At 74.0% G+C, this 18,821-nt stretch carries 17 protein-coding genes and 1 tRNA gene; 7 read left to right on the top strand and 11 right to left on the bottom strand.

Features of this window, described 5'->3' with window-relative positions:
* Positions 1-64: 64 nt before the first annotated feature.
* From ACXNSR_RS14190 to ACXNSR_RS14180, 3 genes are all read right to left on the bottom strand, one after another.
* Complete coding sequence (locus ACXNSR_RS14190) at positions 65-265, bottom strand: helix-turn-helix transcriptional regulator (RefSeq protein ID WP_030655426.1); 201 nt, start codon at positions 263-265, stop codon at positions 65-67.
* A gap of 232 nt (positions 266-497) precedes the next feature.
* A complete protein-coding gene (locus tag ACXNSR_RS14185) occupies positions 498-1,508 on the bottom strand; it encodes a Gfo/Idh/MocA family protein (RefSeq protein WP_458642397.1) in 1,011 nt (336 codons plus the stop codon).
* Positions 1,509-1,534: 26 nt separating this feature from the next.
* Positions 1,535-2,449, bottom strand: coding sequence for a sugar phosphate isomerase/epimerase family protein (locus ACXNSR_RS14180; RefSeq protein WP_458642396.1), 915 nt, complete (start codon positions 2,447-2,449; stop codon positions 1,535-1,537).
* Positions 2,450-2,475: 26 nt separating this feature from the next.
* On the opposite strand from ACXNSR_RS14180, the gene iolC reads away from it, so the two are divergent.
* From iolC to ACXNSR_RS14160, 4 genes are read left to right on the top strand one after another with little or no spacing between them, the layout of a single operon-like run.
* A complete protein-coding gene (gene iolC / locus ACXNSR_RS14175; protein WP_458642395.1) occupies positions 2,476-3,456 on the top strand; it encodes a 5-dehydro-2-deoxygluconokinase in 981 nt (326 codons plus the stop codon).
* 7 nt (positions 3,457-3,463) lie between these two features.
* A complete protein-coding gene (iolB, locus tag ACXNSR_RS14170) occupies positions 3,464-4,330 on the top strand; it encodes a 5-deoxy-glucuronate isomerase (protein WP_458643302.1) in 867 nt (288 codons plus the stop codon).
* Positions 4,327-6,201, top strand: a complete 1,875-nt coding sequence (iolD, locus tag ACXNSR_RS14165; RefSeq protein WP_458642394.1) for a 3D-(3,5/4)-trihydroxycyclohexane-1,2-dione acylhydrolase (decyclizing) — start codon at positions 4,327-4,329, stop codon at positions 6,199-6,201. The genes iolB and iolD overlap by 4 nt, the downstream gene beginning before the upstream one ends.
* Positions 6,202-6,213: 12 nt before the next feature.
* Positions 6,214-7,713 (top strand): CoA-acylating methylmalonate-semialdehyde dehydrogenase, encoded by a 1,500-nt coding sequence (locus tag ACXNSR_RS14160; protein WP_458642393.1) that lies wholly within the window; start codon positions 6,214-6,216, stop codon positions 7,711-7,713.
* 484 nt (positions 7,714-8,197) lie between these two features.
* Here the strand turns inward: ACXNSR_RS14160 and ACXNSR_RS14155 are convergent, their stop codons facing one another.
* The 4 genes from ACXNSR_RS14155 to ACXNSR_RS14140 all read right to left on the bottom strand — a co-directional run bounded on the left by ACXNSR_RS14155 (position 8,198) and on the right by ACXNSR_RS14140 (position 12,645).
* Positions 8,198-9,232, bottom strand: a complete 1,035-nt coding sequence (locus tag ACXNSR_RS14155) for a WxL protein peptidoglycan domain-containing protein (protein WP_458642392.1) — start codon at positions 9,230-9,232, stop codon at positions 8,198-8,200.
* A gap of 86 nt (positions 9,233-9,318) precedes the next feature.
* Positions 9,319-10,614 (bottom strand): hypothetical protein, encoded by a 1,296-nt coding sequence (locus ACXNSR_RS14150; RefSeq protein WP_458642391.1) that lies wholly within the window; start codon positions 10,612-10,614, stop codon positions 9,319-9,321.
* A 213-nt stretch (positions 10,615-10,827) separates the two neighbouring features.
* Positions 10,828-12,027 carry a S8 family peptidase gene (locus ACXNSR_RS14145; RefSeq protein WP_458642390.1) on the bottom strand — a complete coding sequence of 400 codons (1,200 nt, stop codon included), beginning with the start codon at positions 12,025-12,027 and terminating at the stop codon, positions 10,828-10,830.
* A gap of 204 nt (positions 12,028-12,231) precedes the next feature.
* Positions 12,232-12,645: an N-acetyltransferase family protein gene (locus ACXNSR_RS14140; RefSeq protein WP_458643301.1), complete on the bottom strand. Its 414-nt coding sequence runs from the start codon at positions 12,643-12,645 to the stop codon at positions 12,232-12,234.
* A gap of 129 nt (positions 12,646-12,774) precedes the next feature.
* Here ACXNSR_RS14140 and ACXNSR_RS14135 point away from each other — a divergent pair, with 129 nt between their 5' ends.
* Positions 12,775-13,545 carry an alpha/beta fold hydrolase gene (locus ACXNSR_RS14135; protein WP_458642389.1) on the top strand — a complete coding sequence of 257 codons (771 nt, stop codon included), beginning with the start codon at positions 12,775-12,777 and terminating at the stop codon, positions 13,543-13,545.
* Positions 13,546-13,581: 36 nt separating this feature from the next.
* Here ACXNSR_RS14135 and ACXNSR_RS14130 read toward each other — a convergent pair whose 3' ends face one another.
* A complete protein-coding gene (locus ACXNSR_RS14130) occupies positions 13,582-14,112 on the bottom strand; it encodes a hypothetical protein (RefSeq protein ID WP_458642388.1) in 531 nt (176 codons plus the stop codon).
* Between the two features lie 189 nt (positions 14,113-14,301).
* Here ACXNSR_RS14130 and ACXNSR_RS14125 point away from each other — a divergent pair, with 189 nt between their 5' ends.
* The gene (locus tag ACXNSR_RS14125) at positions 14,302-14,790 is read left to right on the top strand and encodes a phospholipase (protein ID WP_458642387.1); all 489 of its coding nucleotides are present in this window, start codon (positions 14,302-14,304) and stop codon (positions 14,788-14,790) included.
* A 78-nt stretch (positions 14,791-14,868) separates the two neighbouring features.
* Here ACXNSR_RS14125 and ACXNSR_RS14120 read toward each other — a convergent pair whose 3' ends face one another.
* Positions 14,869-15,996: a sulfite oxidase gene (locus ACXNSR_RS14120; RefSeq protein ID WP_458642386.1), complete on the bottom strand. Its 1,128-nt coding sequence runs from the start codon at positions 15,994-15,996 to the stop codon at positions 14,869-14,871.
* 61 nt (positions 15,997-16,057) lie between these two features.
* Positions 16,058-17,344 (bottom strand): phosphoribosyltransferase family protein, encoded by a 1,287-nt coding sequence (locus tag ACXNSR_RS14115; protein ID WP_458642385.1) that lies wholly within the window; start codon positions 17,342-17,344, stop codon positions 16,058-16,060.
* A gap of 668 nt (positions 17,345-18,012) precedes the next feature.
* Between ACXNSR_RS14115 and ACXNSR_RS14110 the strand changes: the two genes are divergently transcribed.
* Positions 18,013-18,477, top strand: coding sequence for a hypothetical protein (locus ACXNSR_RS14110; protein WP_458642384.1), 465 nt, complete (start codon positions 18,013-18,015; stop codon positions 18,475-18,477).
* Between the two features lie 131 nt (positions 18,478-18,608).
* Here the strand turns inward: ACXNSR_RS14110 and ACXNSR_RS14105 are convergent.
* Positions 18,609-18,684 (bottom strand) — tRNA-Arg (locus ACXNSR_RS14105).
* Positions 18,685-18,821: the final 137 nt, after the last annotated feature.

Raw genomic sequence — 18,821 nt, 5'->3', positions numbered from 1 at the left:
CCGGCGCGGGGGTGCGCCGCCGGGTGAGGAGCCCGGTGGGGCCCCTCACCCGGCGCCGCGGGAGTCAGTCCTCGCGGCGCCCCCGGTTCCCGGGCCGGCGGGCCACCCAGGCGCGCACGGTCTCGGCGTACCAGTAGGGCTTGCCCCCCTCCACATGGTCGGGTGGGGGCAGCAGCCCGTGTTTGCGATAGGAGCGCACGGTGTCCGGCTGGACCCGGATGTGAGCAGCGATCTCCTTGTAGGACCACAGCTGTCGGTCGCTCATGCTGGACACCTCCTTGTCCACGCCGCGGGGCCGGCCGGGAGGCCGTCGGGGGCCGACGCGTGGACGCTGACGATCACTCGGTTCTGTGCCCGGGGAACGACGCTGAGTGATCGCAGGGGAGGGGCTGTTGACTTCCTGTGACGGAAGGCCCGCGTAATGCGGACATGTGTGACAGAAGGGAGACCCCTGTGACAAAGGCGCCACAGGGGTCGGGTCATGATTTGGCGGGGTTTCAGCGGTACAGGGCCGGGCGCTCCGTCAGCTCCACGACGGCCCGTGCACCGCTGCGCGCCGCCGCGAGGCCCGCCTCGGAGACGGCGGCCGCCGCGTAGCCGTCCCACGCGTCGGGCCCCGCCACCCGGCCGCGCGCGGCCGCCGCCACCCAGCTGCGCAGCTGGCGGTCGTATGCATCGGCGAAGCGCACCGTGAAGTCCTGGTCGATGGCGCCGCCCCAGCGGCCCGCCGACTGCACCACCATCGCGTGTCCGTCGCCGATCCGGGCACTGCCCGCCTCACCGACCGCCTCGCACTGCACCTGGTAGCCGAAACCGCAGTTGACGAAGATCTCCACGTCGACGACGGCCCCGCCGGAGGTCTCCAGCAGCACCAGCCGGGGATCGCTCAGCCCCTCGGGAGCGGCCGCCGTGGGACGGGGCGAGAGCACGCTGACGGCGGTGATCTCCTGCCCCAGCAACCAGCGGGCCGCGTCCACCTCGTGCACCACCGAGTCGCTGATCAGCATGTCGCTGGTGAAGAACGACGGCGAGGAGGCATTGCGGTGCCGGCAGTGCAGGAAGAGCGGGCGCCCGATGCCGCCCGCGTCCAGCAGCTCCTTCAGCCGGACGTACTCGGCGTCGTACCGCCGCATGAACCCCACCTGCACCAGGCGCCGCCCCAGCCGCCGTTCGGCCTCCATGACGCGCAGCGCCCCCGCCGGGTCCGGGGTCAGCGGCTTCTCGCAGAGCACCGGCAGCTCCCGCTCCAGTGCGTGCAGGATCGCCTCCTCGTGGGCGGGTCCGGGCGAGGCGATCAGCACGGCCTGGACCCCGGGTGCGGCTATCGCGGCCGCCGGGTCGGTGTGCGCCGTCGCCCCGTCCAGGGTGGCCGCGACCTCCTTGACCCGGTCCCCGTCCGGGTCGGCCACGGCCACCACGCGGGCCCCGCCCACCGTCCGCCCGATCCGGCGGACGTGGTCGGCGCCCATCTTCCCGGTGCCGATGACGGCGATGCCGAGCGTGCTCATGTCGTACTCCTCTTCCTTCCGAAGGGTCAGCGGGCGCCGCAGGAGCGGAGGTAGGCGCGGGTGCGCCGGGCGATCGGCAGCGGCCGGTCGGGCGGGCAGGGGTACATGTCCTGCTCCACGATGGCGAACAGGTCCACGTCCAGCCGCTGGGCCGCCGCGAGCACCGGTCCCAGCGCGGGCACCCCCGAGGGCGGTTCGCACATCACCCCACGGCCCACCGCCGGCCCGAAGGGCAGCCCCTCGGCGACGACTTCGGCGAGGATCCGCGGATCCACCTGCTTGAGGTGCAGGTAGCCGATCCGCTCGCCGAAGGTCTCCACGGCCTGCACGCTGTCCCCGCCGCAGTACGCGTAGTGCCCCGTGTCCAGGCAGAGGGAGACGAGCCCGGGGTCGGTGGCGTCCAGGAAGCGGGCCACGTTGGCAGGGGTGTCGATGTGGGTGTCGGCGTGCGGGTGGACGACGATCCGCAGCCCGTACCGGTCCTGGACCTCCCGGCCGAGGCGTTCGGTCTGCGTGGTCAGTTCACGCCATTGCGCGGCGGTCAGGGTGCGGTCCTCCAGCACCTCCCCGGTCTTGTCGTCCCGCCAGAAGGAGGGGATGACGACGAGATGGGCCGCGCCCATGGCCCGGGTGAGCGCCGCGATCCGCGACACGTGCTCCCAGGTGTCCTCCCACACGGCGGGCCCGTGATGGAGTCCGGTGAAGACGGTTCCGGCCGAGACGCGCAGCCCGCGCTTGGCCGTTTCCTCGGCGAGGCGGGCGGGATCGGTGGGCAGATAGCCGTACGGGCCCAGTTCGATCCACTCGTACCCGGCGTCGGCGACCTCGTCGAGGAAGCGTTCCCACGGGGTCTGCCGGGGGTCGTCGGGAAACCAGACACCCCAGGAGTCCGGAGCCGAGCCGATGCGGATACGGGTCAACGCGGGCGGGGAGGACGTCATAACGGCCACCTTAGGGTGGAGGACCAATGGGAGGACTGACTGTGACCGGCACCGGCGATCCGCTCGCGTTCGACCTGATCACGATGGGCCGGATCGGGGTGGATCTCTACCCGTTGACGACGGGCGTACCACTGGCCGAGGCGGAGACCTTCGGCAAGTTCCTCGGCGGCTCCCCGGCCAACGTGGCCGTCGCGGCGGCCCGGCTGGGCCGCCGGGTCGCGGTGATCACCCGTACCGGCGCGGACCCCTTCGGCGGGTATCTGCGTTCCGAACTGCGGGGGTTCGGGGTGGACGACCGGTGGGTCGCCGAGGTCGCCGGGCTGCCGACCCCGGTCACCTTCTGCGAGATCTTCCCGCCGGACCACTTCCCGCTGTACTTCTACCGGCTGCCGAAGGCCCCGGACCTGGAGATCGCGGAGGAAGAGGTGGACCTGGCGGCGGTACGGGCGGCCCGCGTGTTCTGGATGACGGGTACGGGCCTGAGCGAGGAGCCCTCACGGGCGGCGACCCTGGCGGCTCTGGAGGCCCGCGCGCGGACCGGGACGACGGTCTTCGACCTGGACTGGCGGCCCATGCTGTGGCGGGAGAAACCCGGGCCGTACTACGAGCGGGCGCTGCGGTCGGCGACGGTGGCCGTGGGGAACGCGGAGGAGTGCGAGATCGCCACGGGCGCGTCGGATCCGTACGCGGCGGCGCGGGCGCTGCTCGCGGCGGGCGTGGAACTGGCGGTGGTCAAACGCGGTCCGGAGGGCGTGCTGGCGGTCCACCGCGACGGCGCGGTTGCGGAGGTCGCACCGGTGCCGGTGGAGGTGGTCAACGGGCTGGGCGCGGGGGACGCGTTCGGCGGGGCGCTGTGCCACGGGCTGCTGGCGGGATGGGAACTGGAGCGGGTGATGCGGTACGCGAACGCGGCCGGGGCGATCGTCGCCTCGCGGCTGGCGTGTTCGAGCGCGATGCCGTTCCCGCCCGAGGTGGAGGAGGTGCTGGGGCGTGCCGGTGGTGTCTGAGTGGGGGATGGAGTGGACGAGGCTGCTGGTCCTCGACCTGGCCCCGGGGGAGGTGTACGCGCACGCGTGCGGGGAGTGCGAGTGGATCGTGCTGCCGCTCTCGGGCGCCTGCGAGGTCCGCTGCCGGGCCCTGCCGGATCCGGCCTCGCCGGCGTTTGAGGCGCGGGGTCCGGGGCAGAGCCCCGGGGACGAACCGGAGGTGTTCCAACTGCGCGGACGGAACGGAGTGTTCAGCGGCGTCACCGACTTCGTCTACCTGCCGCGGGACGCGGACGCGGAGATCCGGTCGGCCGCCGGCGGGCACTTCGCCCTCGCCGGGGCCCGCTGCGGGACCCGGCTCCCCGCCCGGTACGGCCCCGCCGCCGAGGTCCCCGTGGAACTCCGCGGCGCCGGCCAGTGCTCCCGCCAGGTCAACAACTTCGCCGCCGCGGACACCTTCCCCGCCGACCGCCTCATCGCCGTCGAGGTGCTCACCCCCGGCGGGAACTGGTCCTCGTACCCGCCCCACAAGCACGACGAGCACCACCCCGGCGAGGAGTCCCGCCTGGAGGAGATCTACTACTTCGAGATCGCTCCGCACGGCGACACCCCCGGGCTCGGCTACCAGCGCGTCACCCCCTCCCCGGCCGGGAAGACCGACATCCTCACCGAGGTGCGGACCGGGGACGCGGTACTGATCCCCGACGGCTGGCACGGGCCGTCCATGGCCGCCCCCGGGCACGACATGTACTACCTGAACGTGATGGCCGGACCCGGCCGGACCCGCGAGTGGCTGATCCGGGACCACCCCGACCACGGCTGGATCCGCGGCAGCTGGGACGGCCTGGCCGTCGACCCCCGGCTGCCCTTCTCCCGGACGGAGGACCACCGGTGAGGCTCACCGTCGCGCAGGCGCTCGTCCGCTTCCTGTCCCGCCAGCACACCGAGCGCGACGGACACCGCCGCCGGCTGATCGCCGCCACCTGGGGGATCTTCGGGCACGGGAACGTGGCGGGCATCGGCCAGGCCCTCCTGGAGACCGGGCCCGAGGCCATGCCCTTCCTCCAGGGCCGCAACGAGCAGGCCATGGTGCACGCCGCCGTCGGATACGCCCGCCAGAGCGGACGCCTCTCCGCGCACGCCGTCACCACCTCCATCGGGCCCGGCGCCACCAACCTCGTCACCGGCGCCGCCCTCGCCACCATCAACCGGATCCCGGTGCTCCTGCTGCCCGGAGACACCTTCGCCACCCGGCCCGCCGACCCCGTGCTCCAGCAGCTGGAGGTCCCCTACGCCGGGGATGTCTCCGTCAACGACACCCTGCGCCCCGTCTCCCGCCACTTCGACCGGATCACCCGCCCCGAGGCCCTGATCCCGGCAGCCCTCCAGGCCGTGCGGGTGCTCACCGACCCGGTGCAGACCGGCGCCGTGACCCTCGCGCTGCCGCAGGACGTACAGGCGCAGGCGTACGACTGGCCCGAGGAGTTCTTCGCCGAGCGGGTGTGGGGCGTGCGCCGCCCCCGTCCCGACCGGCACGAGCTGGCCCGCGCCGCCGAGGCGGTACGGGGCTCCGCGCGCCCGCTGATCGTCGCCGGCGGCGGCATCCGGCACAGCGAGGCCGGTGCGGCACTGGCCGCCTTCGCCGAGGCCACGGGGATCCCGGTCGCCGTCACCCAGGCGGGCAAGGGCGTCCTGCCGTACGGGCACCCCGCCGACGTGGGCGGGATCGGCCACACCGGCACCTCCACCGCCGCCGCGCTCGCCCGGGAGGCCGACCTCGTCATCGCCGCCGGGACCCGGCTGACCGACTTCACCACCGCCTCCGCGACCCTCTTCCAGCACCCCGCCGTCCGGTTCCTCGGCCTCAACCTGGACCCGTACGACGCCCACAAACTCGCCGCCCTGCCCCTGGTCGCCGACGCCCGCGAGGGCCTCGACGAGCTCAGGGTCGCGGTCGCCGGCCACCGCACGGACCCGGCGTACGGCGCGGTGTACGCGGCGGAGCGGGCGCGCTGGGAGAGCCGCGTCGAGCGGGCCTACGCCGTCCCGGACGCGGACGAGGACACCCCGCCCACGCAGGCCCAGGTGCTCGGGCTGCTCGACGCCCTCGTCGACGGCACCGACATCCTGATCAACGCGGCCGGCTCCCTCCCCGGCGACCTGCACAAGCTGTGGCGGGCCCGGTCGCAGGACCAGTACCACGTGGAGTACGGGTACTCCTGCATGGGCTACGAGATCCCCGCGGCGATCGGCGTGGCCCTGGCCGCGCCCGGCCGGCCCGTGTGGGCCCTGGTCGGCGACGGGACGTACCTGATGAATCCGACCGAGATCGTCACGGCCGTCCAGGAGGGCCTCCCGATCAAGGTGGTGATCCTCGACAACCACGGCTACGCCTCCATCGGCGGCCTGTCGGGGGCGGTGGGCGGCGAGGGCTTCGCCACCGACTACCGCTTCCGGGCGCCCGGCTCCGGGTACACGGGGGACCCCCTTCCGGTGGACCTCGCGGCCAACGCGGGCTCCCTCGGGATGGCCGTGATCCGAGCCCGCACCACGCGTGACCTGCGCGAAGCCCTCGCCGCGGCGCGCAGCGCGACCCGCCCCACATGTGTCTACGTACAGACCCGAACGCCCGACACTGTGTCGGGCCCACCCCCGGCACAGGCGTGGTGGGATGTTCCTGTGGCCGAGACCGCGACCCGCAAGGCCGCTGCCACGGCCCGTGAAGAGTACGACCGGCAAGCCGCGCAGCGACGTCGCCATCTGTGAAGGAGCAAGGCAATGAAGACCGTCAACCACTGGATCGGTGGCAAGACCGTCGAGGGCGCGTCGGGCAACTACGGCCCGGTCACCGACCCGGCCACCGGCGAGGTCACCACGCAGGTCGCGCTCGCCTCGGCCGACGAGGTCGACGCGGCCGTACAGGTCGCCCGGGAGGCCTTCCTCAGCTGGGGCCAGTCCTCGCTGGCCGCCCGCACCAAGGTGCTGTTCGCCTACCGCGCCCTGCTCGACGCCAACCGCGACGAGATCGCCGCGCTGATCACCGCCGAGCACGGCAAGGTCCACTCGGACGCGCTGGGCGAGGTGGCCCGCGGCCTGGAGATCGTCGAGCTGGCCTGCGGCATCACCACGCAGCTCAAGGGCGAGCTGTCCACGTCCGTCTCCAGCCGGGTGGACGTCTCCTCGATCCGCCAGCCGCTGGGCGTCGTCGCCGGCATCACCCCGTTCAACTTCCCGGCGATGGTCCCGATGTGGATGTTCCCGCTGGCCGTGGCCTGCGGAAACACCTTCATCCTCAAGCCGAGCGAGAAGGACCCGTCGGCCGCCAACAAGCTCGCCGAGCTGGCGACCGAGGCCGGGCTCCCGGCGGGTGTGCTGAACGTGGTCCACGGCGACAAGGTGGCCGTCGACGCGCTGCTCGCCCACCCCGGTATCGCGGCCGTCTCGTTCGTCGGCTCGACCCCGATCGCCCGCCACATCCACACCACCGCCTCGGCCAACGGCAAGCGCGTCCAGGCCCTGGGCGGCGCCAAGAACCACATGCTGGTGCTGCCGGACGCCGACCTGGACGCCGCCGCCGACGCGGCCGTGTCCGCGGCCTACGGCTCGGCCGGTGAGCGCTGCATGGCGATCTCCGCCGTCGTCGCCGTCGGCGCGATCGGCGACGAGCTCGTCGAGAAGATCCGCGAGCGCGCCGAGAAGATCAAGATCGGCCCCGGCAACGACCCGACCTCCGAGATGGGCCCGCTGATCACCGCGGCCCACCGCGACAAGGTCGCCTCCTACGTCAAGGGCGCGGCCGACCAGGGCGCGGAGGTCGTCCTCGACGGCACGGGCTTCACGGTTGAGGGCAACGAGAACGGCCACTGGATCGGCCTGTCCCTGCTGGACCGCGTGAAGACCGACTCCGACGCCTACCGCGACGAGATCTTCGGGCCCGTCCTGTGCGTGCTGCGCGCCGAGACCTACGAGGAGGGCGTGGCCCTCATCAACGCCTCGCCGTTCGGCAACGGCACCGCGATCTTCACCCGCGACGGCGGCGCCGCCCGCCGCTTCCAGCTGGAGATCGAGGCCGGCATGGTCGGCGTCAACGTCCCGATCCCGGTGCCGGTGGGCTACCACTCCTTCGGTGGCTGGAAGGACTCGCTCTTCGGCGACCACCACATCTACGGCAACGACGGCATCCACTTCTACACCCGCGGCAAGGTCGTCACGACCCGCTGGCCGGACCCCTCCGAGGGCCACGTCGGCGTGGACCTGGGCTTCCCCCGCAACCACTGACCCGCCCCGCCTCCAGCAGTCCCAGCAGCCCCCGGCCACCTTCCCCCGGCCGGGGGCCGCTGCGGTAACCGCCCCCTTGCGCTGACGGTGTGGCGGAACTCCCCGACTTCGACGTGCTGTTGACCCGGCTCGCGCGGCACCGCGAGCTGAGCGCCGACGACCCGTCCCGCCTGGCCGCCGTCCCGGAGGACGAGATACGGGCCGTGCTCGACGGCGCGGCGCCGAAGCCGTCCCTGCTGCACCGGCTCGCCCCCGTTCTCCGGCTGCACCCCGAGGACCTGTTCGTCATCGCGTCCCTGCCCCTGCCGCCGGAGATGACGCCCGTGGACTGGGGCAAGGTGGAGCCGAGCCCCGAACTCCAGGCCGACTGCGCGACCGTGCTCGGCATCCGCCCCGACGACCTCGCCGCCCTGATCGAGGGGCTGTGCGCCACCACGGAAGGCGGCCGGCGCCAAGGGGTGCCGACGCCGCCGGGGCCGTGCCGTCAGTGGGTTCGGGCCAGGTCCGGTACGGACTGCGGCTGCTCGCCCACCGCGCGGCGACGACGGCGCAGCACCCACACCGTGACGCCGGCGCCCGCCGCCACCAGGAGCAGTCCCACGGCCGGCCAGGGCACGGCGACGAAGTCGGTCCCGGACACCGACACCAGGTCGGGGTGGGCGGTCGCGCCCGCCGTGACCTTCACGGTCACCCAGTCGGACTGGGGGGCGTCCGGCCACGGTTCGGTCAGCTCGATCCGCTGCCCGGGCAGCAGGGACAGCTTCAGCTCGCGGGCGGGCCGGGCCAGCAGCTCGCGCCCGAACAGCCCCTCGGCGGACACCGCCACCGTGGGCTCGACGACCACGTTGCCCCGGTTGACCAGCGCGTACGAGACCGTGGCGCGGGCATCGCGCACCCAGGGCAGCAGCGGCGCCGAGCGGCTGACCCGGACGTCCTCCACGCTCAGCCCCGCCGTGACCGGCCCCGGCACCCGGAAGTACAGCCGGGCGCCCACCGAACGCTTCACCCCGACCTGGACCTTGCCCTCCTGCTGCACGCCCTCCACGGCGGTGCCCAGGGCGACGATCCCGCCGACGTGGTCACCGGGCGTCGCGTCCGCCGGGACCCGCACGGTGAACGGGATGTCCTTGCGGCCCTTGGCGGGCACGGTGACGGTGCTCGCGGCCTCCGGCGCCAGCGCGACCCACGCGCCGAGGTCCTTCGGCTTCGTCTCCACCGGCAGCAGCGCGAAGGCGCCGCCCGCCGGGGTGTTCACGGCGTCGGTGGCGAACACCTGGAACTTCAGCTCCTTGTCGGAGGAGTTCACGATCGTCACGCTGTCGTTCAGCGTGCTCCCGGCCGCGCCCTGGTGGAAGAAGTACGCGCGGTCGGTCATCGCCGCACCGGCCGCGGGCGTCGGGAACACCCCCCACGTGCCGTTGTCCGCGGCGCTCGCCGCGGTGGCCGGCCACAGGCCCGCGCCGCCGAGCAGCAGGCCGAGGAGCAGACCGTACAGGAGGGTGCGGGTGCGGGTGCGCATGGGCGGTCTCCAGGGGGCACGGAAAGGGGAAAGGGGTGGTGCGGCGCCGGAGCGCCGCACCACCCTGGGCAGAGCGGCCGTACGGGTCAGCTGATCGAGAAGGTCACGACCGTCTGGTAGGTGTCCGCGAACATGAAGGGCGGGAGCTGGATCATCCCGGCGCCGCCGACGGCGAACTCACCACCGGTCAGCTCGTCCCCGCCGGCGGCCTGGGAGGCCACCTTCATCGGGACGTCGGAGATCGCGCCGGGCGTGCCCGCGGTGCAGGTGCTCGGGCTGTCCGGGTTGGTCACGGTGCAGGACGGCTGGATGCCGATCTGCGCCTTGGCCATCGAGTGGCCGGTGGCCTGGTTCAGGAACGGCGTACGCGTCGCCGTCACGTCCCAGCCCAGCGAACCGCCGCGGAAGTCCTGGACGGTCGCGGCGTTGAAGACGCCGACCACCGACTGGGCCTTGCCGTTGATGGTGACCGCGCCGAAGCTGACGGCCGGCTGGCCGGCCTTCGGGCCGAGGGCCAGCGGGCCGGGCAGGACCTCGACGTCGACCGGGTTCTTCACCCCGGCCTGCTCCTCCAGGAACACGAACGCCTTGTACGGGGTGACCGAACCGTCGATCCTGATCGCGTCGGCCTTCTTGGTCACCGTGATGTTGCAGGTGGCCGCGCCGGAGGCGTCGGCCGTGCCCGCACCGGTGTCACCGGTTGCCGCGCCCGCGAGCAGGGCGGAGCAGGTGACGGCGCCGGCCGGGAAGTTGGCGCCGGTCACGGCGACGGCGGTGCCCGCCGGGCCGCTGTTGGGCGTCAGCTTCGTGGTGACCGGGTCCTTGGGCAGGGCCTCGACCGCGACCGAGCCGAGCGAGGCGCTGGGCCGCGGCGCCGGGGTACAGGTGGTGGTGAACACCGAACCGGAGAGGTCCGCGTCGGTCACCGCCAGGTCCAGGGCGACCTGGACCGTGGTGCCCTCGCTGCCGTCCGGAATCTTGATCGTTCCGGAGAACGGCTTGGGGTCGAGCGGCTGCCCGGCGATGACCGAGACGGTCTCCGGCGGGCTGGTGACCACCTGGGTGGTGGCGCCGACCTTGAGGGTGATCTTGGAGGTGTTCACCGTGGTGACGGAGAACCCGGGGATCAGCGGGCTCGCGCCCGGGTCGATCGTGATCGGCACGACGTCACCGGCCTTGGCGCCGTCGGGCAGGGTGACCGTCCAGTTCTGGTTGCCCGAGCCGTCGGGCTGCGGCGCCGGGGCGTCGCAGTTCTCGAAGACGGCCGTGGTCTTCGTCGCGGCCTGCGCGGAGCCCGCCAGACCCACCACCGTGCCCGTCAGGGCCAGGGACAGGGCGGCCGCCCCGGCCAGCACTCTTCGTCGATGCGTTCTCGTACTCACAGGGTCGCGACTCCTTCGTCATGACGAACCCCTCCCCCCACCCGCTGTGTGGGGGAGGCCGAGCCGGTGCGGTGGCCGATATTGACGCGTCGCCGTGATGAGAAGTCAATGACTTGCTTTGCCCCGAAGCACACACAAATTGATGGGCCATCAGGGAAGGTCTGATGGCCCATCGGATACCGACCGGTCGGGGTGAGAGGGAGGCGGGTCGGGCTAGCGCCGGGTGGGGGTGTGGAGCAGCCGGTTCGCGGTGCCGGCCGGGAGTCCGGCGATCCGGTCGGACACGGCGCTGTGCAGCAGCTCCTCGGACACCTGAGCCGGGGTGCGCGCCGTACCGCGCGCCAGGATCAGCGCGGCGACCCCGGCCGCGTGCGGGGCGGCCATCGAGGTACCGGAGGCGCGGGCCGTGGCGGTGGCGGAGTCCTTCCAGGCCGAGGTGATGTCCACGCCCGGAGCCCAGAGGTCCACGCAGGGGCCGTGGTTGGAGAACCGCGCCCGCCGGTCGGTGGCGTTGGTCGCGCCGACCGTGACGGCCTGCGGGACGGAGGCCGGGGATCCGCCGCAGGCGTCCTCGCCTTCGTTCCCGGCGGCCGCGGTCACGGTGATCCCGGTGGCCACGGCCCGGACCACGGCCGTTTCGAGGGCGCGGCTGCGGCTGCCGCCGATGCTCATGTTGGCCACGGCCGGGGTGGCGGGGGCTTTGGCGGCGTCCTTCACCACCCAGTCGAGACCCTTGAGGATCGCCGACAGCCTGGCGTCACCACGGCAGTCGGCCACCTTCACCCCCACGAGCGAGACCCCCTTGGCCACCCCGTACGTCTCCCCGCCCACGGTCGCCGCGACGTGCGTGCCGTGGCCGTTGCAGTCGCGGGAGCTGCCGAGGAAGACCGCGTTGTAGCCGTTGCGCGCGCGGCCGCCGAATTCCACGTGGCCCGTGTTGATGCCGGTGTCGACGACGTAGACGGTGACGCCCTCGGCCCTGCTGGGGTACGTGTACGAGCCGTCGAGCGGGAGTTCGCGCTGGTCGATGCGGTCCAGGGACCAGGGCGCCGGATTCTGCGGCCCCTTGCGCGGTTCGGGGGTGTCGGCGGCGTCCGGGGTGCCGGTGGTGTGGAACTCCGCGTCCGGCTCCACCGAGGCCACCCGCGGGTCGGCGGCCAGGGCGGCGGCCCGGGCGGCCGTGGTGCGGACGGCGAAGCCGTTCAGGGCGGCCTCGTAGACGGCTCCGACCTCACCGCCGGCGTTCACGGCCTCGGCGGCCAGCGCGCGGGTCGAGGCGCGGGAGGTGGTGTCCTCGAGGACGACGACGTAGGGGGAAGTGCCCTCAGGGCCGGGATCCGGAGGGGCGCCGGTGACGGTGGCGGCGAGCAGGGCGGCGGTGGGGAGGAGCGCGCCGAATGCGGTTGCGGTCATGCGGCCGATGCTCTGCGAGCGGCGGCGCGGGCGCGCGGAGGGTGCTCCGGGTGGACGCACGACACGCCGCCGCGCGGGTGGATCCGGGCCGGTGGCCGGGCCCCGCCCCGGCCCCGGCCCGGTGGCCGATCGCTCCTGGAGTCGGGGGAGCCCGGCGGGGCGGCGTACGGGCGGGGCGTCCCGGCAAGATCCGAAAGGGACGGCCTACGGGGTGAGGGGCCAGCCGCGCATCGAGAAGACACCCTCGTCGCGGGCGCCGGCCGCGTCGTAGGTGGCCAGAGCGGCCTCGTTGTCGGTGTCGACCCCCACCCACATGCCGTAGCAGCCGCGCGCCTTCGCCTCCTCGGCGAGAGCCAGGGTCAGGTCACGGCCGATGCCGCGACGGCGGTACCCCTCGTCGACGGACAGCTCGTACAGGCACATCTCGGTGCCCTTGTCGGGGTGGCTCATCTCGATGCCGGAGACCATCCCGGCGGGCACGCCGTCGACGTAGGCGATGAGCATCAGGTGCCCCGGGGCGGCGAGGAAACGCTCGGACCACTCGGTGCGGGCAGGCCCGTCGAAGAGGGACTCGGCGGCGGCGAGCTCGGCTGGGGTGGAGGCCCGGCGGATGTCCATGGCGGCCACGATAGTGCGCACATGACGGATGGTCAGCCCATGCGCGGCACGGCGTGGCGGCCGCGGCGCCCCCGCGTCCGGGACAGCCCTTAGCCTGTTGCGGCTGTAGACGACTTGAGGGGGAGCAACGTGAAGAACGCCGTGGTCACGCCCGAGGGCGACCGGATCCGCTGGGTCGAACTGGCGGGAGAGGAACCGGCCCGGGTGTACGTGCACGGGCTCGGGGCCACCTCGCCCGCCTACTTCGCGGCGAGCGCCACCCATCCGCTGCTGGCCGGGCGGCGTTCGCTGCTGGTCGATCTGCTGGGCCACGGTCACAGCGACCGGCCCGAGGGGTTCGCCTACACCCTCGAAGCGCATGCCGACGCGCTGGCGGCCGCCCTCACCGAGGCCGGCGTGGAGGGCGCCGAGCTGATCGCCCACAGCATGGGCGGGGCGGTGGCCATCGTGCTCGCGGACCGGCATCCCCACCTCGTGTCCCGGCTGGTGCTCGTCGACGCCAACCTGGATCCGCAGCAGCCCGTCCCCGCCGCGCCGGGCAGCAGCGGCATCGCCTCCTACACCGAGGAGGAGTTCCTGGCCGGGGGCTGGGCCGAGGTGCGGGACCGGGTCGGTGCGCATTGGTGGTCCACGATGCGGCTGGCCGGCCGAACCGCCCTGTACCGCTCGGCCGTCCACCTGGCCGCCGGGACCACGCCCACCATGCGCGAGCTGCTGCTGGAGTCGAACATCCCGGCCACCTACCTGCTGCCCGAGGCCGACGGCCCGCTCCAGGGCGCCGAAGCCCTCCGGGCCGCGGGCGTGTCCGTGGTGTCCGTCCCCGACTGCGGGCACAACATCATGCTCGACAACCCGGACGGCTTCGCCCGGGCCACCGCCGCGGCGCTGGCCCGCGACTGAGCGGACCGGCCCGCCCGCCCCCGCGCACGGAGGCGGTCAGCCGTGGGTCCGGGGCGCGGATGCGGTGCCGTTTCGGGGCCCCGCGGGGCCCGGGTAGCCCGGGGACGGGGTGCCGTCCGTCCAGGCGTAGACCCGCTTGCCGCGCACCGCGACCTGGTACTGGTGGGGACCCCGGCACTCGGACCGCACACCGTCCCGCATGCTGCCCGGCCACCACCTGGCGTGCAGGTCCGGGGTGTCCACCGGCTTCGGCGTGCCCGCGCCGCACTGGGGGCCGTCCAGCGGGGTCGCGCCGAGGGTGAACCGGATCAGCCGGGCCTCGCCGCTCGTGCGCACCCGTATGCGAACGTCGGTGGCGTCCTTGGGTATCCAGGACGGCAGGGCGAACGGCGCCTTCTCGCGCTTGGGGGCATCGGCGGCGCTCGCGAAGCGCTTGCCCTTCTCCTTGTACACCTTGCTGTCGATCGTGTCGGTCACGGGATTGGGCGGCAGATTGGGCAGCGCGAAGGCGGCGGTGGCGAGGACTCCCACGGTGGCTGCGGCGACGACGAGCGGGCGGCGGTTCATGCTTCCAGTCTCGGCGGGCGGCCCCCGCCGCGCGTCCCTCCTCAGGACGAACCGGGACTGCGCCGCAAGTCCCATACGGGCTCATACCTGGGAGGGTGTCGGGTCCGGTTGCGCCGACGCGCAGTAACCGCGAGGTGTCCGGGGGAGTTGGCCGGAGGTGACCCGTCCGCCCCGGCACCGAGGAACCCCATGCGCCGTCGCCGCCTCGTCCCCGCTTTCGCCCCGTCCTTCGTCCTCGCTCTCGCCACCGCCGCCGCCACCGCCGTGCTCGCCCTCGCCCCGGCGGCCTGGGCGGCGCCGCAGGTCCCGGCCGACAAGCCGCAGGTGCTGAGCCGCTGGACGCAGACCAGCGCCGCCAGCTACCAGGCATGGGCCGAGGCCCGCGCGCACCGGGCGGACTGGGCCGCGTACGCCTTCGACTGGTCGACGGACCACTGCACCTCGTCCCCCGACAACCCCTTCGGCTTCCCCTTCTCGGACGCCTGCGCCCGCCACGACTTCGGTTACCGCAACCACCGTGCGGCAGGGCTGTTTCCGGCCGCCAAGGCACGGCTGGACCTGGCGTTCCACGCGGACATGAAGCGGGTCTGCGCACACTATTCGGGCCCCCGCAGGAAGTCGTGCGACGGCACTGCCCGGACCTACTACGAAGCGGTGCGGCTGTTCGGAATTTCCTAGGGACCACAGGGCGCACGTTCTCCGTCCCGGCCCCGCGGGCGGCGGCCCGTCACCGCCACCCCGTGCGCCGACCGCCCCTCAGCAGCACAGGACCGGGACGTGCTGGACCAGGTTGTTGCCGAAGCCGCCCCGGTTCCACGGCTGTTCGAGGGGCTGTGTACCGCCCTCGGCGTCCGTGGCGCGGACGGTGAGCGTGTGGCGGCCCGGCGCGGCCGCCCAGACGCACGACCAGGCTTGCCACGCCCACCGGTGCGGCCCCGGCGGCGCGACCTCGGCCCCGATCCAGGAGCGGCCCCCGTCGGCGCTCACCTCCACCCGGTCGACGGCCCCGTGGCCGGACCAGGCCCGGCCCTGCAGCGGGACGGGCCCGGGGTGCACGACACGGGTGCGGGACATGAAGTCGGGGAATCCCGGCGGGACCATCAGGGCGCGCGGCGCGATCCGGGTGACCGGCTCGCCGGGGGCGTCCGGACCGTCGGAGGCCCGCCGGTAGCGGTAGGCCACGGCCTGCTGGAATCCGGTGAACGGCGTGTCGACGAGGGTGATCTCGCGCAGCCACTTGACGTGCGCCATGCCGTACCAGCCGGGCACGACCAGCCGCAGCGGGCACCCGTGCTGCGGGGGCAGGGGCCCGCCGTTCATGGCGTAGGCGATCAGTACCTCGGGGTCGTCCCCGGTGGCGGCGGCCACCGGCAGGCTGCGCCGGTAGTCCTGCTCGACCCCGCGTTCGACCCCGTGGTCGGCGCCGGTGAACACGGCCTCGACGGCGTCCTCCCGTACCCCGGCCCGGGCGAGCACCAGACGCAGCGGTACGCCCGTCCAGTCGGCGGTGCCCACCGCCTCGACCAGCCACGGCTGGCTGACCGGCCGGGGCGTCAGACGGGCCCGGCCGTTGCCCGCGCACTCCATGGTGACGCGGTGGGTGACCGCGGGGAACGCGCGCAGGGCGGCGAGATCCAGGGCCAGCGGGGTACGGACCCGGCCGCCGACGGTGAGGGACCAGCCGGCCGGGTCGGCGGCGGGTATGTCGTAGTGGACCAGGACGTAGTGCAGTCCGGGCGGTGTGACCTCGTAGCGCAGGGCCTCCAGCGGCAGCCCGTGGTTGCGGGCCGCGAGCGCCAGCTCATCCGGGCCGATGCCCTCACCGGGCGCCGCGATGCGGCCCGGAGCACTGACATCCCGTATCGATGCCCGCTCCCGCTCCATCTCCTCATGGTCGCGCGGGCCGCCGCTGCCGCGCCACCGCACGCCGGTCGGCCGGGCCCTTCTACTGCGGCACCAGGTGGCGGGTGAACCAGTCGCGGGCCAGGCCGGCCACCTCGTCCAGGGCCCCCGGCTCCTCGAAGAGGTGGGTGGCCCCGGGTACGACCTCCAGGCGGTTCTCGCAGCGCAGCTCGCGCTGGGCGCGCCGGTTCAGGTCGAGCACCGTCGAGTCCCGGCCCCCCACGATCAGCAGCGTGGGGGCCCGCACGGCGGCGAGCCGCGGCGCACCGGCCAGGTCCGGCCGGCCACCGCGGGAGACCACGGCGCCGATCCCGGCGCCCGGCTCCGCGGCCGCCCACAGCGCCGCCGCGGCCCCGGTGCTCGCCCCGAACCAGCCCGTCGGGAGGGGCTCGCGGCGGCGCAGCCAGGCGGTGGCGTCCGCGAGCCGCCCGGCCAGGGTCTCTATGTCGAAGACATTGGCCCGGTCGGCCTCCTCGCCGGGCGTGAGCAGGTCGAGGAGCAGGGTGGCGAGGCCCGCCCGGTTGAGGTCCGCGGCCACCGACCGGTTGCGCGGGCTGTGGCGGCTGCTGCCGGAGCCGTGCGCGAACACCACGGCCGCCCCGGCGCCCTCCGGCAGGGCGAGGTCACCGGCCAGGACGAGGCCGCCGGCGTCCACCTCGACCTCGGCGGCCCGCACGGGCGGGCGGGTGACGGGGTCGGCCGCCGCCCGCGCCAGCAGGAAGACGACCTCCTCGTCGGGGGTCTGGGAGAAGTCCTGGTACCACTCGCCGACAGCACGGAAGGCGTGCGGCGTGGCCAGGCACACCACCTCGTCGGCCGCGGGGCCCAGCCGGGCGACCGCGTCCGGCGGGGCCACCGGGACGGCCAGCACCACGCGCGCCGCGCCCTGCGCCCGTACGACCTCGCACGCGGCGGCGGCGGTGGCCCCGGTCGCGATCCCGTCGTCCACGACGATCACGGTCCGCCCGTCCAGGGGCACCCGCGGCCGGTCCCCGCGGAACCTCCTGGCCTGCCGGACCAGCTCCGCCTGCTCGGCGCGCTCGACCGCCTCGATGTCCTGCGGCTCCAGGCGGCTGCCGCGGACGATGTCCTCGCTGAGGACGCGTACGCCGCCCTCGCCGATGGCGCCGAAGCCCAGCTCGCGGTGGTAGGGGACGCCGAGCTTGCGCACCACGATCACATCGAGCGGCGCGCCGAGCGCGCGGGCCACCCGGTAGGCGACCGGAACCCCGCCGCGGGGCAGGCCCAGTACGACGGGATCCTCCCCCCTCAGGTGCCGGAGCGCTTCGGCGAGCCGCTCGCCGGCCTCCGCACGATGGGTGAACAGCACGATGGCTCACCCCCAACCCAGGGGAGACGGAAACCACGTACCCATCTCCTTCGACGCAACCGCATCCCCGGCCTTCCCGCAAGTCGGTCGGGGTGCGGAGACCAGGACGCGACGGGAGCCCGCCCCCTCCGTGACGATGTACTCGTCGCACTCGTCGCACTCGTCGCACTCGTCGCACTCGTCGCACTCGTCGTACTCGTCGCCGACGTGAGGCGGGCGCCGTCGTCGGCGACGTCGAGGTTCATGGCGTCGATCGCGTACCGCGTCGTACGCGACCGGCTCGGGGTCCCGCTCGGCGGCGCCGAGGTGGTGCTCCGGCACCCGGCGCAATGGCCGTGCGGGCCGGCGTGGGTCGGCGAGACCACCGCGAAGTCCCGCGCGGGCACGATCAGCAGTTCGGCGGACCGGCCGTGGCCGAGGCCGTCGCCGAGCGCGCCGGCGCGCAGCCCGACCGTCCGCTCCGTCATGCGCCGTAGGGCCTCGACGGGCAGTACGGGGTCGCCCGGGCCGAGCCGGAAGCGGGCCCACCGCAGCAGGTCGCCCACGGAGGAGGCGATGGCGCCGCCGGGCCGCCAACACCTCGGCGTGACCGCGGAGTCGGAGCCCTGGCCGTCGGCCACGGGCGCGGTCTGTTCCGATGCCGGGGGCGGGCCCTACGCTCTCGGCCCATGGAATGGACAGCCCTCGTGGCCACGGTGGTGGGCGCGGCCATCGGTGTGGGCAGCACGCTCGCCACGGACCGCCTGCGGTGGCGCAGGGACACGGGCGAGCGCGACCGGGAAACGCTGCGCACCGTCTCGGCGCAGTTCCTGGAGGCCCTCACGGGAGCCCGCGACGTCATAAGCGATGCCAGCAGCTCGGGCCATCTGCCCGGGGACGAACGCTCCAGGCTCGCCCGCGCCGGCATCCTGGAGCACGGCGTCCACGCGAAGCAGTACCAGCTGGAGCTGCTGGCCACCGCGGAGGTGGCCCGGCTGGCGAGGGAGGCCGCCCACGGCCTGCTCCTCTACCGGGACGCGGTCGTCGCCGGCCACACCCGGGAGGATCCCGAGTGCGCCCTGGCGCGGCGCGCCTTCCGGGAACGCCGCGAGGCACTCATGGCGGCGATGCGCTCCTCCCTGGCGCGACCGTAGGGCGAGGATGGGGCCGGCGTCCCAAGTGGTCCCCGACGGCGTGGCGTTGCGGGCACCCGCCCGCCCCTCCCGGGCCGCCCCGACCTGCACGGAAGCCCTCCGCGGAGGGAGGGCTTCGGGTGGTGCGGAAATGGTGCCCCCGGCAGGACTCGAACCTGCGGCCAAGTGCTTAGAAGGCACCTGCTCTATCCACTGAGCTACGGGGGCCGGAAGGCGGCCTTGGTGGGCCTGGAGCCCCCGGTTGGGGTGGGCTGAGGTCCGTGCCGGGTCAAGGATAGGGCTCCGGTCGCCTTGTCCCGGTTGCTTCACTCGCGAGCCACGATGTGGAGGTTCGGTGAAGCGGT

The organism is Streptomyces sp. NC-S4 (assembly GCF_054353315.1).
This window is presented reverse-complemented; position numbering and strand designations above follow the sequence as displayed.

What these genes read in the sequence shown, in the direction of transcription:
- ACXNSR_RS14190 (WP_030655426.1), bottom strand. Translation starts at nt 265, where the DNA reads ATGAGCGACCGACAGCTGTGGTCCTACAAGGAGATCGCTGCTCACATC.
- ACXNSR_RS14185 (WP_458642397.1), bottom strand. Translation starts at nt 1,508, where the DNA reads ATGAGCACGCTCGGCATCGCCGTCATCGGCACCGGGAAGATGGGCGCC.
- ACXNSR_RS14180 (WP_458642396.1), bottom strand. Translation starts at nt 2,449, where the DNA reads ATGACGTCCTCCCCGCCCGCGTTGACCCGTATCCGCATCGGCTCGGCT.
- iolC (WP_458642395.1), top strand. Translation starts at nt 2,476, where the DNA reads ATGGGAGGACTGACTGTGACCGGCACCGGCGATCCGCTCGCGTTCGAC.
- iolB (WP_458643302.1), top strand. Translation starts at nt 3,464, where the DNA reads ATGGAGTGGACGAGGCTGCTGGTCCTCGACCTGGCCCCGGGGGAGGTG.
- ACXNSR_RS14160 (WP_458642393.1), top strand. Translation starts at nt 6,214, where the DNA reads ATGAAGACCGTCAACCACTGGATCGGTGGCAAGACCGTCGAGGGCGCG.
- ACXNSR_RS14155 (WP_458642392.1), bottom strand. Translation starts at nt 9,232, where the DNA reads ATGCGCACCCGCACCCGCACCCTCCTGTACGGTCTGCTCCTCGGCCTG.
- ACXNSR_RS14145 (WP_458642390.1), bottom strand. Translation starts at nt 12,027, where the DNA reads ATGACCGCAACCGCATTCGGCGCGCTCCTCCCCACCGCCGCCCTGCTC.
- ACXNSR_RS14140 (WP_458643301.1), bottom strand. Translation starts at nt 12,645, where the DNA reads ATGGACATCCGCCGGGCCTCCACCCCAGCCGAGCTCGCCGCCGCCGAG.
- ACXNSR_RS14130 (WP_458642388.1), bottom strand. Translation starts at nt 14,112, where the DNA reads ATGAACCGCCGCCCGCTCGTCGTCGCCGCAGCCACCGTGGGAGTCCTC.
- ACXNSR_RS14125 (WP_458642387.1), top strand. Translation starts at nt 14,302, where the DNA reads ATGCGCCGTCGCCGCCTCGTCCCCGCTTTCGCCCCGTCCTTCGTCCTC.
- ACXNSR_RS14120 (WP_458642386.1), bottom strand. Translation starts at nt 15,996, where the DNA reads ATGGAGCGGGAGCGGGCATCGATACGGGATGTCAGTGCTCCGGGCCGC.
- ACXNSR_RS14110 (WP_458642384.1), top strand. Translation starts at nt 18,013, where the DNA reads ATGGAATGGACAGCCCTCGTGGCCACGGTGGTGGGCGCGGCCATCGGT.